Source organism: Shewanella putrefaciens (assembly GCF_016406325.1).
Taxonomy (GTDB): Bacteria; Pseudomonadota; Gammaproteobacteria; order Enterobacterales; family Shewanellaceae; genus Shewanella; species Shewanella putrefaciens.
Map to the genome: position 1 here is coordinate 1,543,689 of NZ_CP066370.1, position 14,451 is coordinate 1,558,139.

Below are 14,451 nucleotides of genomic sequence, written 5' to 3' on the forward strand. Positions count from 1 at the left end.
CTATCAGTTTTTAGGTGTTTTCAAATACGATAGGCAACAATTTATTCGCTAACCATTTGTAATACATTGAATTTCCATGGACCCAGTCATGTTGGCCATCGGGATAGCAAATATCTGAGGCATACTCCATAGGGGTACTAATTTCCTCATCAAAGATTTTTGCAGCATTAAAAAATACAATATTGAACTGTGACCAGATATATTCAATAGCGTCAAAATAAGAATATATAAGCCCTGTCATTGATTGTGATTCTTTGAAGTGACGGCAGAAAGGTGGATCAGAAACAACGATAACAGTATGTCCTCTTTCTTTCATCGTTAATAATATAGACAGTTGTTTTGATTGGTCCTCATGGAAGAAATCAACATAATTTTTCAAGGTAATATTTTTAATGTCCGCATCTTCTTGTTTTTGTAGCCATGTAAAAAAACGAGCAACAGTCTGATGTGTGTGTAGGCCAATATTGGAAATAATCACAGATTTTTTTTCAAATTTAGATTGCTCGTGAGCCTGTAAATTCTTCAATATCGGTGCGAAAAGTTGACGTGAGGCGGCGTTTTCAAGAGGTACGAAATATTCTGTTTCACATATTGAAAATTTGCCTTGGGCAAATCCTGAGCCGTTCATTACCATGCCACCCGTAAATGGGATCTCCATTTCCTTTAGTGCTTTTGCTAACTTACCCATATGGCTATCACCGAGTAAAGTTAATTGATTCACTGTAGTGTCATTTGGGTTATGTGATAATTTATTCAGCGCTTCTAAACGTTCTTCATCACAAACTGTTTCTTCGTGACTTTGCTCACAGTTATTTTGTGCTTGGGTGATTTCATTGTCAGAAAATGCCGATTTGAAGTGGCTCATTACATACTCAACAGCTTTATTTGAGACCGTTCTTCTATTCTCATTAAATCTAAAATCATTAACATTATTAACTGTGATAATTTCAAATGATGGAAAGTAGTCGAATATTTCATCATTATCTGCTAAATAACCCGCGACAGCACGTAGAACAGACTTCGAATATTGGCTAGCAACAAGGATATGTTTATCTGATGCGGTTGCTGTAAGGGGAACGGGGGAGACGGTCAATATCACTTTTATCTGCGGGTTGATACCTTGAATGATATCTTTTATAAGCAATAAGTCAGATTTTATTTCATTGTAATTAAACTGATGGAAAGTAAATATTTCATCATTGAACTCACCGGCAATAACCCCAGGGCAATTCGGGTAGAAAACATCATCAATATCTTTCCAAGCTTCTGTTAAACCTAGGGTAAAAATAAGCACATTCGTTTCTTTTAGCGTATCGAATAGTTCGCTTTTTGCCGATATTCGTGCCTCGCGTAATGCTTCTTCTGAGCTAAACCCTTCAGGCTGAACGTTAGGTCTCAACAAATCGATATAGCGTTCTGTATTTTTGTCGTAAAAAATATCAAATCTGTGGGAGTGGGCAGGGTCTAAGGTTAACCATTGAAGAAAGCATCTAGGGGTATATACATTGCCAAAGGCAAAGCTGGATATTTGTCGACTGTCGAGTTTGCTGCGATTAAATGGATAATTATTCTCAATCATCCATTTACCCACATGTTGAGCAAAACATGAACCTACAGATGAAATACTGCTATTGTCTTTCGATATGAGTAAATTATGAATTGATTGAAAGGGGACTTTGCCTAAATCAATTTTCGCAACGCCAGTTTTCCAAAAATATTGTTCTGCTTGTTCACTGTAGGGAGTAAGAAACTGTGTATTCATCGGGTGGTCCATTTAAAGTTTCCAAAAAAATGATTGGCAAGAAGAATCTGTTTGCTTAAAATTTAACCTGCGCCAAGAGCGTTTAAATCTATCCGACAAGATGCGGCATCAGCCTAATGGCTCTGTTATGGAAATTAACTTACCTGAAAAATTTTAAATATGCACATAAATAAATATTCCTAATTATGCTACACCAATCATATATGGATTTATACGTGTTTGCGTTTGAGGTTGTTTTAGGTCATCTACTATTCAGAGTAACTGTTTTGTGTAGCTAATTTGCTGGTTTTTTATAGTGGTTATTAAGAATGGTAATAGCATGAGTTGTGAAAACTGTGATCAAACAGATTTAAAACAAAATATCTTTAAACAGAAAATAGGTCGCTGTAAGCGCTGTATGTGGCAACTTACTTGCCTATCTGTTATTGGCTGGCCCCTATGGTGGTATTGCTATTGGGATACACCGCTGGAGGTCAATTCGATTGCTTTACTCTTTTTTTGCTGTGCTGTTAGTGGCTTACTTATGTTGCATCTTGTGGTGTTGGTTTATCGTTATTTTCGAGACTAAGGTTTCGAGACTAACAAGTCATTTGAACCCTCTTTGCTTTGCTCCTGACATTCTTTATCGCTCTTATTTACTCTTATCTGTTTATTTTCCCTATACTTTTAAGAGCCTATTAGAATAAATGGGATCTTAAATGAACATTAATCTTTTAGCTTTTGCTTTTTCTCTATATTTCATTATGTTAGAACCTATTTGTCGGGCTTTTTAGGTAAAGCAGTATTCTCACCTTATTAAGGAGACTTATGGCGTTTTTTACCACCCTGTTTGTGGGTTACCCGCTTTGGGTTTGGTTAATGTTTTTCGGTTTTGTGCTGGCGTTATTAGCCTTTGACCTGGGGGTATTGCACAAGGAACAGCATGAAATTACCGTTGCAGAAAGCCTAAAGTTATCGGCTTTTTATATCTGTATGGGTTTACTGTTTGGGGCTTGGCTCTGGTGGTATAAGAGCCCGACAGCAGGAATGGAGTATCTGACAGGCTATCTAATTGAAAAATCGTTATCTATGGATAACGTCTTTGTTATCGCGTTAATCTTCAGTAGCTTAGGCATTCCACGCCTATACCAACATAGGGTGCTCTTCTGGGGAATTATGGGCGTAATAGTGTTGCGTGCCATATTGATTGGGTTTGGTGCTGTGCTTGTTGCTCAATATCAAGCAGTCCTTGTGCTGTTTGGCGTTTTCCTGATTTTCACTGGCGTGAAGATGTTGTTTTCAAAAGATGAACACAGGGATATTGCAGAAAATAAATTTTACAAATGGTTACGCACTAAGATGCGCTTTACGCCAACCCTGCACTATGAGAAGTTTTGGGTGCGTGGTGAGGATCATCAGTTAAGTAAAGGATGGTGGGCAACGCCGTTATTTTTGGCGTTAATCTTGGTTGAAACTGCAGATTTAGTCTTTGCAGTTGACAGTATCCCGGCAATATTTGCGATTACTCAAGATCCCTTTATTGTTTACACCTCAAATATCTTCGCCATTCTTGGTTTACGTGCACTGTACTTTGCTTTAGCAGCCATGGTACATCGTTTCGAATACCTAAAATATGCTCTATCTGTGGTGTTGGTGTTTATCGGGGTGAAAGTGGGTTTAGTGTACTTTAACCACGAGGGAATAGTGGACTTTACTATCCCAACTGCAGTGTCTCTTGGCGTGACTTTCGGCCTGTTAGTCGCTGGTGTCTTGTATTCGCTATGGAAAACGCGTGGGCAAGAAATTGAAAAATAGTATGAATTATTGTTGCTAATCTAATAGCCATTATGTCTCGGCCGTTTAGCCCATACTAAACGGCTTTTTTGTATTCTTAATATGTGAATCGTTAAGCTTTAAAGAGGATTTTTAAAATTAGCACATGCTTAATTATACTCTCCGTTTGTTCATTGACCGCTGTCAGTACAAAAGCTGCAGATAAGCAATCTACTTAAAAGTGCGCATATTCGATGGCACTTTACCATTCCGTTAATGTTGAGGTTTGTGTAACTAATTGTATTTAGCACGCCACATCGGGATTGGTAGCATACTTTTACTTTTTCATTATATTTCAATAAGAAGTGACTCAAATAAAGACCATTTTGCTACTTTATGGATTAAGAATGCATGACTAATTTTTCTGGCTAGCATTCTGTAAGTGCATGAATATCTTGATAACCACTGTAAAGGTTAATTTTATGTGATAGTTTGTCGGTATTTTGAACTCACTGAAGCAAGAGGGAAGCATGCTGACTATTTCTAATCTCACTAAAACCTATGATAACGGTGTTAAAGCACTCGATGGGGTTGATTTAACGATTTCCAAAGGGATGTTTGGTTTACTCGGACCCAATGGCGCTGGCAAGTCATCACTGATGCGTACCATTGCTGCCCTGCAAAGTGCCGACAGCGGCAGCATTGTATTTGATGGTATTGACGTATTAGTCGATCCTCAAGCACTACGTAAAACCTTAGGCTATTTACCGCAGGATTTTAATGTTTATCCGCGTATTAGCGCCTATGACCTTTTAGATCATTTAGCTATTCTTAAGGGCATTAATCAAAGCAAACTGCGTAAAGAGGCGGTTGAAGGATTACTGGCTCACACCAATCTTTATCAGCATAAAAATAAAGCGGTTAGCGGTTTCTCTGGCGGTATGCGTCAGCGTTTTGGTATTGCTCAGGCATTGCTTGGTGATCCTAAATTATTGATTGTGGATGAGCCTACCGCGGGTCTCGATCCTGAAGAACGTAACCGTTTCCATAACTTGCTGGTGAGTTTAGGCGAGGAAAAAGTGGTGATCCTCTCGACTCACATTGTCGAAGATGTGTCTGAACTCTGCGCTAATATGGCGGTTTTGGCATCGGGTAAAATTCTGCTTCAAGGCAATCCACATCAATTGGTGGGTGAATTAACGGAAAAAATTTGGACTAAGACTGTAAGTCAAGCACAGGCGCAGGAGCTTGAAGCGCAATTACCTGTGATTTCTAAGCGTTTATTAGCGGGACGCACGGTCCTTAATGTGATGGCTGAAACTTGCCCTGAAGGATTTACCCCTACGACTGCTGGGCTTGAAGATCTGTATTTTTCTACCTTACACAGCCACCGCCGTCAGGCTGCCTAAGGAGATATCAATATGTTGTTATCAATGCTTAGGTTTGAGTGGCGTTATTATTTGCGTCAGCCATCCTTTTATGTTGTTTCTTTTCTATTGTTTTTAATGAGTTTTCTATCAGTCGTCTCTAACAATATTCAAATTGGTAGTGGCGGTGAGGTGATGAAAAACAGCCCATTTGGGATTACCCAAACCATGTTGATCATGGGACTCATTTCCATGTTTGCCGTGGTGAATTTTGTGGGTAGCACGGCTATCCGCAATCATCAGCATTTGATGGAAGAGCTGATTTATAGCAAACCCCTATCACCATTTGCATACCAATTTGGTCGATTTCTCGGCAGTTTTGTTGTGGTGATGATGGTATTTGCCTTTATCCCTATAGGGTTAATGCTTGGCTCTTTTATGCCATGGGTCGATGCTAGCCGTTTTGGACCTTTTGCGTTATCGAATTATCTTGTGCCGTATTTTTTACTCGCCATGCCGACTTTGCTGCTGATCTCGACTCTATTCTATGCGATGGCAAGTCATTTTCGCTCCTTGATGGCGCTCTATCTGACCGCAGTAGCCATGTTGGTGCTTTATACCTTGACGGGCGAAATGGCGAGTCAGCCACAATATCGTACTATTGCTGCTTTGCTTGATCCCTTTGCGCTGCGCACCTTTGCCGAAGTGACCCGTTACTGGACCATTAGCGAGAAGAATAGCCAGTTAATTGAATTCTCAGGACTCGTGCTGCAAAACCGGGCGATATGGTTTGGAATTGCCTGTGTATTACTGGCCATTTCCGGGATTTTCCGTCAGCCGAGTTTGACTAAGAAACGTGAGAAAAAATCCGATAAAGCAGGAAAAGTTCCTAGCTTAGTGCCTTTGGCACAATTGGCTATGGCAACTGAGCCTAATGGTCGCCAGCAATTTTGGACGCGGGTTAAATTTGAAGTACGGCAAGTACTATTTACCGCGCCATTTGTGGTGTTAGGTGTGCTGACTATTTTCAATTTAGTCGGCCCCATGTTCGATGATTTTGGTTGGTACGGCACATCTAATTGGCCATTAACCCAAGATATGGTGAATAACATTGCCGGCGCGACGGGGCTATTGATGGTGATAGTGCTGATTTATTACAGTGCAGAAATCGTCTGGCGTGAACGCAGCTCAGGTATGGGGGATATAGTCGATAGTGTTCCCGTATCAAACTTAAGCTTTTGGGGCTCAAAGTTAGTGTCTGTGGTCATAGTGATGACTTTGCTCTATGTGCTCGCAATGTGTACCACAATTGTATTTCAATTGATAAAAGGTCAAGCCAATCTTGAGATTGCTCAGTACCTTATTCGACTCGGATTTTATTACCTCCTGCCGCTGTTGATGACCGCAGTGCTGGCGTTTTTCCTGCAAGTGCTTAGCCCTAATAAGTACGCAGGTATGGGACTATTTGTTGCTTATTACCTGACGACATTTGTTATGGCAAGCTGGGGATTTGGCCATAGCCTATATAACTTTGGGCAATCACCGACCTTAATTTACTCGGATATGAACGGCTACGGTTGGGGCTTATTAAGCCATGCACTCTATATGATTTACTGGGGCGCCTTTAGCCTTATCCTGTTTGTTTTAGGTTATGGTTTGTATCACCGCGGACCGCAGCAGAGCCTTAAAACCCGTATGGGATTACTGGGTTATCAGCTTGGTTTTAGTGGAAAAGCCATTGTGAGCGTTGCTTTGGTGGTGTTTTTGGGCATGGGCAGTTATTTGTTCTACCAGACCAAAGTGTTGAATCATTATTTAACCCAAGATGAAACCACTGATCTGCAAGCCGATTATGAGAAGGCCTTTAAACAATACCAAGGCATGCCAATTTTAGTGACTACTAAGGTCAATGCGAATATCGATATTTTCCCTGAAGAGCGAAAAATTGTCGCTAAGGTGATGTTCGAATGGCAAAACAAGTCGGATAAACCAATCGAAAAGATGTTAGTGCAGTTGCCAGAGCACACTCAGGCCGAAGCGGTAAAAATCAATATTCCTAATGCTAACTTAGGTGAGTTTGATAGCCGCTATCGTAATACTTGGCTGACCTTTACGACGCCTGTTCAGCCGGGGCAAGTGGTGCAAGGGGATATCCAATTAGTACGTGAGTCAGTGGGTATTGCTGAAGCTGGCTTTGATATGTCAGTGGTTGAAAATGGCACCTTCATCAACAACTTCGAACTATTGCCGCTCTTTGGTTATCAAGATGGCTATGAGCTTATGGATCGCCACGAGCGCCAAAAGCGCGATTTAGCCGAAAAAGCTCGAGCGAACAAGCTTGAAGACAGCCGTTACTACACGCAAAACTTCTTTGGTGTCGATGGTGATTTCATTCAGTTTGAAGCCACTATTTCGACAAGTGCAGATCAAATTGCATTAGCGCCAGGGTATTTGCAAAAACAGTGGCAGCAGGATGGGCGTGAGTATTTCCATTATTCGATGGATAGCCCTATGGTGAATTTCTACGCCATTATTTCGGGCCGTTATCAGGTGGAAAAAACTGAGCACAATGGTGTTGCGGTTGAGGTTTACTACCATGCGGAGCATCCTTGGAACGTTGCGCGCATGATAGAGTCGGTTAAAGATTCTATCGATTACTACACACAAGCATTTGGGCCTTATCAGCATAAGCAAATGCGAATTATGGAGTTTCCGGGTTACCGTAGTTTTGCACAAAGTTTTGCTAATACAGTGCCTTACTCAGAGCGTATTGGTTTTATTACTGATTTACGCAATGAGGATAATATCGATCCTGTGTATTACGTCACAGCCCATGAAGTGGCGCATCAATGGTGGGGACACCAAGTGGGCGCTGCGGATGTGCAGGGCAGTGCTGTGATATCCGAAAGCTTGTCGCAATATTCGGCGCTGATGGTGCTGGAGAAAAAGTACGGCGATAAAGTGATCCGTAAATTCTTGAAATATGAATTAGATAGATATTTACGTGGCCGTTCATCTGAATCCATCAAAGAAATGCCTTTGCTGCGCAGTGAAAATCAGCAGTACATTCATTATCAGAAAGGCTCAGTGGTGATGATGGCCATTAAAGATGTGTTGGGTGAAGAGAAACTTAACGCTAATTTGAAGGCATTCTTAGCACGTTATCAGTATCGTAACGATCCTTTCCCAACCACATTGGATTTAGTGAGTTACCTTGAGCAAGGCACAGATGAAGCGCAAGCTCGCTTTATCGATGAGTCTTTTAATGACATCACACTCTACGACTTCAGGTTAACCAATGCGGTCATGACCACTCTGCCTGATGGTAAGACGCAAGTTGACTTGAGCATTTATGCCAGTCGCAAAGTCGCGAGTGGTAAAGGTGAAGAAACCGAACAACCTTTAGATGCCATCATCGACATCGGTGCCTTTAGTGCCGATCCCGATAAGCTAAAGGATGACAAACAGGTATTATTGATTGAGAAGCATAGGCTGGTGAGTGGTGAAAACAAGCTGACGATCACTTTGGCTGAAAAACCCAGTTATGTGGGGGTCGATCCCTTTGTGAAGCTCATCGACAGAGATACGAAGGATAATATCTTTAAACTCTAAATCCGTTTTGAAACCAGTTTGTTAAAACCAACGCACTATCTGGCATGACCTGTTAGATAGTGCGTTTTTTATGGCAATACCCTTGGCTCATTTTGAAATTAATGCAAATTAGCTTGTTCTTCTACGTGCTTTTTCCTAAGGTGATTGCAAATGATTTTCAATGAGGTGTGATATGAATACCCATCTGCAGTTACAGGTAAACCATTGGCTTGAAAATGATCCAGACCCTCGCACTCAAGCCCAGTTACAAACCCTAATTGATAGTGGCAATGAAGCCGAACTCGCGGCGCGCTTTGCGGGTCGTTTGGAATTTGGCACCGCAGGATTACGTGGTGTCGTCGGCGCTGGGCCTATGGGGATGAACCGTTTGGTGATCCGCCAAACCTCTGCTGGTCTTGGTGCTTATCTACTTGATCAGATTAAAGATGCCGCCGAGCGTGGCGTGGTGATTGGTTATGATGGCCGCCACGATTCATTTAATTTTGCCCATGATGCGGCGAGTGTGCTCACCGCTATGGGGATTAAGGTGCGCTTAACGTCCAAAGTAGCGCCAACGCCGCTGGTGGCCTTTGGGGTAAAACATTTTAATGCGGCAGCGGGCATTGTGGTGACCGCGAGTCATAACCCGCCGCAATACAATGGCTATAAAGTCTATTGGGAGAATGGCGCGCAGATTATTCCACCCCACGATTCTGGTATTGCCGCGCAAATTGAGCGTGCAGCGAATCAAGCGATTCCGTTTTTAGAGCATGATGACGCGGTAAAACAAGGTAAGTTGATACTCCTGCAGGACGATTTTTACCAAAGCTATCGTCATGGCGTGCAGCAAGCAGAGGTGCTGCAAAACCATACCGCTCCTGAAAAGGTGAGTTTAGCCTATACCGCCATGCACGGCGTGGGTGCCGAAATGGCTGAAACGGTATTGAAAGATGCTGGTTTCACCCAAGTGTATTCGGTTGCCTCCCAGCGTGAACCCGATGGCGATTTCCCGACGGTGAACTTCCCAAACCCTGAAGAAAAGGGGGCGATGGATTTAGTGATTGCCGAGGCGAAAAAACACGGCGCTATGCTCGCCTGTGCTAACGATCCCGATGCCGACCGTTTTGCGGTTGCAGTGCGTCGTGATGATGGCGAGTATCAGATGCTGACGGGCGATCAAGTCGGTGTGCTCTTTGGGCATTACTTGCTATCTCACGCTAAAGATAATCAACGACTTACGGGCACAACGATAGTGTCATCGAGCCTGTTATCTAAAATTGCTCAAGGGTTTGGCACGCAAAGCTTTACCACGCTCACCGGCTTTAAGTGGTTGATGAATGTGGGTATCGCGAAAACGTCCCCTGAGGATCAATTCCTGTTTGCCTATGAAGAAGCCCTTGGCTATACGGTGGGCAGTATGGTGTGGGATAAAGATGGCTTGTCGGCGCTGGTGGCATTTGCCCAATTAACTGCCGAGCTGGTGGCGAAGGGGCAAACGATTTGGGACAGACTCGAGCAAATTTACCGTGAGCATGGGTTCCATCTCAATGTGCAGGTGAGCATTGCGCTAAAACCTGACACGCCCAATATTGGCGCCTATTTGCGCGAGCATCCACCGGTTAAGATTGGTGAGTTAGATGTGCTCTCAACCGATGATTTAAAGGCACTTGAGCGTCGTTTTGCCGATGGCAGTGTTGAGAAAATCGACTTACCACCGAGCGATGTATTGACTTACTGCTTAGCGGGCGGGGCTCGGGTGATCGTCAGACCATCTGGCACTGAACCTAAAATTAAGTGCTACTACGAAGTGGTAGAAACTATGGTTGATATAGATACCTTAGCTAGCGCCCAAGCGAGGGCGAGCAAAGCCATGGATGATTTTATTCATGCTCACCAAGCCAGTTTGCCAAAATAATTTTGGTAGCTGGTTAAGTTAAAACGCCAAAATTCACTTTTATTTAAAGGCTACTGACATCATGCTGTCAGTAGCCTTGTTTTATGTTTGTTGTCGCCCGTTAATGATTCTGTCCCGAATTGTACGAATAAGGTTTTGAATCATTGATATTTTTTCAACAAGGAGAAAGTGAAAATGTTATCTATTGCACCGTTAGTTTGGGGTGAAATTCCTGTCAGTGACATGAACCGTGCTGTTGCTTTTTATCAGCAGCATTTTGGGGTCGAGTTTAAACGTGACGATATGGAAGACATGGAATATGCGACCATAGTCACTGAGGATGCGAGTGCGGCGAGCATAGGGCTAGTCAAGTGCAGTATGAGCCAGCCGTCAATGCAGGGCAGCACTGTGTATTTGCATTTCAGCACCCATTTGCAACCTTTAGTGGATAAACTCGCTGCCGCCAATGTGAATATTTTGCTGCCAGTGACACCGATTAATGATGGAGAGTGCGGTTACATTGCGTTATTTGCCGATAGTGAAGGCAATAAAGTGGGTCTGTGGTCTAAGGATAAGTAGTCTCGAGTGATTAATGTATTAGCGTCGTGGCCTTATGCCATGACGCTAAAATCACGCAATTAACTAAAGCATGGGTTTAGATTTCTATGGAAGAAACAAAGATGGATGTGGTTTATATTGATGCTCGACCCTTACTTGGACTCAGTACCCGCACGAGCAATAGGGCTGAAATGTCCGCCGATAGCGCGAAAATAGGCGGTCTGTGGCAAGCCTTTTTTGAATCATCCCAGCTCACCGCTATGCTCAATTCGCCCATGTATGGCGTGTATTATGATTATGAGTCAGACATGAATGGCGAGTTTTCTGTGCTGGTGGGTAAGGCAATTGATGCCCCTGTTGATACAAGTCATTTTATGCCATTGGAGCTTAACGCGGGCAAGTACCTAAAATTCACCGCTCAGGGTGATATGCCCCAGTGTGTTATCGATCTTTGGGGGCAAGTGTGGGGTTATTTTAGCGCGGCTGAATGTTTGCATCAGCGGCGTTATCAAACGGATTTTGAAGTCTATCTTAGTGCTACTGAGGTTGAGATCTATATCGGGATTTTATGATTCAAATTGTAAAAAACATTTAAGAGTGAATTAAAGGATTAAATCAGAACTAATGCGCCGCGCTGACCGCCTATTTCAAATAGTGCAAATTCTCAAACATAAACGCCTGACCACAGCCCAAGAGTTGGCTGAACGGTTAGAGGTGTCCACGCGCACGGTTTACCGTGATGTGCAGGATTTGTGTTTAAGCGGCATTCCTATTGAAGGAGAGGCGGGGGTCGGCTATTTGTTGCGCCACGAGGTGAATGTTCCGCCCTTGATGTTTAACGAAGCCGAATTGGAGGCGATTCAAGTTGGCATGCGTATGGTGCAAACTTGGGGCGGCAAAGAACTCGGTAGTGCCGCTCGGCAGGCGATGATTAAAGTCGAAGCTGTGTTGCCTAAACGATTACAAGCCTACCAATCCTTAATGTTTTCACCGGATTTTTACCTCGATTCCAATGAGTTTCAATTCCTCGATCCCTTGCGTAATGCGGCTCAGCGCCGCGAATACGTCAAACTCTTCTATCAAGATGTCAAACTGGATGTTACCGAGCGGGAAGTTAGGCCGCTCGCCATCTATTTTTGGCGTGGTACTTGGACCTTACTGACATGGTGTGAGCTACGTGCTGATTTTCGTAATTTCAGGGTCGATCGCATCACAGGCCTTGTGCGGTTAAACCGTCATTTTGATCTCACACTCGGGCAAGAGCTTGAAGATTATATTTGCCTAATGGATAAAGAAGAATAGTCCCATACTTAGCACTGTGGTCAGCAAGGTATTACGGGTGACGAGCGCCAACACTGTAGCGACTATGGCGCAGATGAGGTAGCTGTTCTCTAGGCTGAGATCGAGCGTTCCTTCTTGCACAAATACTATGGGCGCAAAGATTGCAGTGAGTACCGCAGGGGCCGAGTAACTTAAAAAGGTTTGGGTGCCCTTACTTAATCGCAGTGGTAGTTTAGGCTCAAGTAGTAAATGACGACTGATAAACACAACCGCCGCCATTGAAAAGATCATTAACCAAATCATGCTTTTTCTCCTGACAGTGTTTTTGTCTCAGTCAGACTTTCATTACCAGTATTCGCCTCAGTTTTTGTCTTAATGTCAGTCCCAGCTTCTGTATCCATTTCTGTTTTGGCCTGTGTGCTTGCTAACTGACTTACGGATTGTTCTACGCGTTCCGTTTCTTTGGTCACTTTGGCGTAAAGTACACCTGCCGTCATTCCCGCAATGGCGGCAATGAGCAGTCCCGCTTGAATTTTAAAAACGGCGCATACCACTGCTAGGGTGAGCGACACTAATACACAGACGAGAATCGATGGCTTTTTTATGGTAGGAACGACCAGAGCGATAAAGGTGGCTGCGATGGCAAAATCTAATCCCAACTCACCTAAATTCTCGATAGCATTGCCCGCCACTATGCCAAGTAGGGTCGCGATGTTCCAACCGATATAGAAACTTAAGCCGCCGCCAAGGGCGTACCAAGGGTCGAACTTATGCAACTTGCCTTGATTGGCGATGGCAAATAGTTCATCTGTGAGCAAAAAGCCCAATGTTAGGCGCCACTTTAACGGCAACGGACTGATTTGACTGCGCATCGCCATTGCATATAACAGATGGCGTGAGGTGATGAGTAACGTCGTAATTAAGATACTCCACAGACCAATACCAGCTTTCACCATGCCTAGTGCCACTAATTGAGCAGCGCCCGCAAAGATAATCGCCGACATGGCTTGGCTCTCAATGGGCGTTAACCCAACCTCAATGGCGAAGGAGCCCGCTAAAATTCCCCAAGGAACCACTGCTATTGTCAGCGGCATCATGGCCAAGGTGCCTTTTAAAAATGCCTTGGATTTCGATGGATGCACAGGATAAACATCAGGTTCTATAAGCTTGTCGGTGGTCACTTTGGCTCCTAAAAATAGCGGCGACGCGAGGGTCGCTATTAAACAATGAATACTTGGATAAGGTTGCTTGCTTAGTTAATCGAGGAGAAAGCAAGAATGAGCATGGTAGATTAACCTAAAGTGGTTGTTTAGGCTTGGATAATATTGCGGCCTATTTCTTTGGCAAATTGCCCTGGCGTAACACCGACTGTCTTTTTAAAATGTCGATTCAAGTGACTTTGATCGTGAAAACCACAATCGAGGGCGACATCGAGCAGTCGTGTGCCTTGTTTGATTTTTCCTTTGGCGAGTCTTACTCTGGCCTGAATTTGGTAAGCATGGGGTGGTAAGCCGTAATAACGCTGAAATTGCTTCAGCAAATAATAGGGGCTTAATCCCGCGAGTGTTGCCAGATCTTCAAGGGAGATGTCGGCCGCAGGATGATCGTCGATAAAGGATTTCACCAGTGCTAACGCAGGCTTCGCGATTACAGCGAGGTCATCGCTTGGGTGATTCTTGCCATGGCGTGTCATCAACTGTGTCAAGCTTGAATAGACCAAGCTTTCGCGCAGTAAGCGATTGTCCGATGAATCTAAAGTCGTAAAGGTGAAGCGCAGTAATTCGGCTAATTCAGGATCGTACACTACGGGCTCTGGGAAATAGGGCGCACCACGGTTTGATGCTAGATCACTGTTAATATTGGCAAACTGTGCGGGTACTGGATACATGGCACGATAGGACCAACCGCCCTCTGTGGCGCTACAGCCATTATGGACTTCGTCGGCGTTAACGAGAATGATGCTGTGCTTTGGCGCCACATGGTTGCCACCCGTGCGATAAAAACGCTGCGCCCCCGTTTCAATCACCCCGACGGTGTAACCTTCGTGGGTGTGCCGACTAAAGTTTTGTTTATGGTAGTGGGCATTGAGTAACTCGAGGCCACCTAATTCATCGGCAATCTGGTAGGCCGCATGTTCTGTGTTCACACTAGGCCTCCGTGTTTAGTGTATGAATGGGCGGGTTGTGCCTGATAGTAACCCAGAAACCCTCAGTGCTTTTGTACAAAATTGCGCATATTGGATTTTG

The 14,451-nt window shown here is 43.8% G+C and carries 12 protein-coding genes; 8 read left to right on the forward strand and 4 right to left on the reverse strand.

Annotated elements, in window-relative coordinates:
• Nucleotides 1-10 precede the first annotated feature (10 nt).
• Nucleotides 11-1,762, reverse strand: coding sequence for a GSCFA domain-containing protein (locus tag JEZ96_RS06875; RefSeq protein WP_025007488.1), 1,752 nt, complete (start codon nucleotides 1,760-1,762; stop codon nucleotides 11-13).
• A gap of 319 nt (nucleotides 1,763-2,081) precedes the next feature.
• Between JEZ96_RS06875 and JEZ96_RS06880 the strand changes: the two genes are divergently transcribed.
• From JEZ96_RS06880 to JEZ96_RS06915, 8 genes are all read left to right on the forward strand, one after another.
• The gene (locus tag JEZ96_RS06880; RefSeq protein WP_011919042.1) at nucleotides 2,082-2,330 is read left to right on the forward strand and encodes a DUF3624 domain-containing protein; all 249 of its coding nucleotides are present in this window, start codon (nucleotides 2,082-2,084) and stop codon (nucleotides 2,328-2,330) included.
• Between the two features lie 239 nt (nucleotides 2,331-2,569).
• Nucleotides 2,570-3,556, forward strand: coding sequence for a TerC family protein (locus JEZ96_RS06885; RefSeq protein WP_014610266.1), 987 nt, complete (start codon nucleotides 2,570-2,572; stop codon nucleotides 3,554-3,556).
• 488 nt (nucleotides 3,557-4,044) lie between these two features.
• Nucleotides 4,045-4,923 carry an ABC transporter ATP-binding protein gene (locus JEZ96_RS06890; RefSeq protein WP_025007489.1) on the forward strand — a complete coding sequence of 293 codons (879 nt, stop codon included), beginning with the start codon at nucleotides 4,045-4,047 and terminating at the stop codon, nucleotides 4,921-4,923.
• A gap of 12 nt (nucleotides 4,924-4,935) precedes the next feature.
• Nucleotides 4,936-8,493, forward strand: a complete 3,558-nt coding sequence (locus JEZ96_RS06895) for an ABC transporter permease/M1 family aminopeptidase (protein ID WP_198779870.1) — start codon at nucleotides 4,936-4,938, stop codon at nucleotides 8,491-8,493.
• Nucleotides 8,494-8,665: 172 nt separating this feature from the next.
• Nucleotides 8,666-10,387: a phospho-sugar mutase gene (locus tag JEZ96_RS06900; protein ID WP_025007490.1), complete on the forward strand. Its 1,722-nt coding sequence runs from the start codon at nucleotides 8,666-8,668 to the stop codon at nucleotides 10,385-10,387.
• A gap of 174 nt (nucleotides 10,388-10,561) precedes the next feature.
• A complete protein-coding gene (locus JEZ96_RS06905; RefSeq protein WP_011919047.1) occupies nucleotides 10,562-10,945 on the forward strand; it encodes a VOC family protein in 384 nt (127 codons plus the stop codon).
• Nucleotides 10,946-11,046: 101 nt separating this feature from the next.
• Entirely contained in the window at nucleotides 11,047-11,496 is a 450-nt protein-coding gene (locus JEZ96_RS06910; RefSeq protein WP_025007491.1) for a GyrI-like domain-containing protein, read from the forward strand.
• 52 nt (nucleotides 11,497-11,548) lie between these two features.
• Complete coding sequence (locus JEZ96_RS06915) at nucleotides 11,549-12,226, forward strand: helix-turn-helix transcriptional regulator (protein ID WP_025007492.1); 678 nt, start codon at nucleotides 11,549-11,551, stop codon at nucleotides 12,224-12,226.
• Here the strand turns inward: JEZ96_RS06915 and JEZ96_RS06920 are convergent.
• The 3 genes from JEZ96_RS06920 to JEZ96_RS06930 form a co-directional block, all read right to left on the reverse strand.
• Nucleotides 12,206-12,508 (reverse strand): AzlD domain-containing protein, encoded by a 303-nt coding sequence (locus JEZ96_RS06920; protein WP_025007493.1) that lies wholly within the window; start codon nucleotides 12,506-12,508, stop codon nucleotides 12,206-12,208. The two genes, JEZ96_RS06915 and JEZ96_RS06920, sit on opposite strands and share 21 nt — an antisense overlap.
• Entirely contained in the window at nucleotides 12,505-13,386 is an 882-nt protein-coding gene (locus JEZ96_RS06925; RefSeq protein ID WP_061782727.1) for an AzlC family ABC transporter permease, read from the reverse strand. The genes JEZ96_RS06920 and JEZ96_RS06925 overlap by 4 nt, the downstream gene beginning before the upstream one ends.
• A gap of 128 nt (nucleotides 13,387-13,514) precedes the next feature.
• Nucleotides 13,515-14,351, reverse strand: a complete 837-nt coding sequence (locus JEZ96_RS06930; RefSeq protein ID WP_061782726.1) for an AraC family transcriptional regulator — start codon at nucleotides 14,349-14,351, stop codon at nucleotides 13,515-13,517.
• Nucleotides 14,352-14,451: the final 100 nt, after the last annotated feature.

Coding starts and splice junctions, on each gene's coding strand:
- JEZ96_RS06915 (WP_025007492.1), top strand. CDS start 11,549: ATGCGCCGCGCTGACCGCCTATTTCAAATAGTGCAAATTCTCAAACAT.
- JEZ96_RS06910 (WP_025007491.1), top strand. CDS start 11,047: ATGGATGTGGTTTATATTGATGCTCGACCCTTACTTGGACTCAGTACC.
- JEZ96_RS06895 (WP_198779870.1), top strand. CDS start 4,936: ATGTTGTTATCAATGCTTAGGTTTGAGTGGCGTTATTATTTGCGTCAG.
- JEZ96_RS06890 (WP_025007489.1), top strand. CDS start 4,045: ATGCTGACTATTTCTAATCTCACTAAAACCTATGATAACGGTGTTAAA.
- JEZ96_RS06920 (WP_025007493.1), bottom strand. CDS start 12,508: ATGATTTGGTTAATGATCTTTTCAATGGCGGCGGTTGTGTTTATCAGT.
- JEZ96_RS06875 (WP_025007488.1), bottom strand. CDS start 1,762: ATGAATACACAGTTTCTTACTCCCTACAGTGAACAAGCAGAACAATAT.
- JEZ96_RS06880 (WP_011919042.1), top strand. CDS start 2,082: ATGAGTTGTGAAAACTGTGATCAAACAGATTTAAAACAAAATATCTTT.
- JEZ96_RS06885 (WP_014610266.1), top strand. CDS start 2,570: ATGGCGTTTTTTACCACCCTGTTTGTGGGTTACCCGCTTTGGGTTTGG.
- JEZ96_RS06900 (WP_025007490.1), top strand. CDS start 8,666: ATGAATACCCATCTGCAGTTACAGGTAAACCATTGGCTTGAAAATGAT.
- JEZ96_RS06905 (WP_011919047.1), top strand. CDS start 10,562: ATGTTATCTATTGCACCGTTAGTTTGGGGTGAAATTCCTGTCAGTGAC.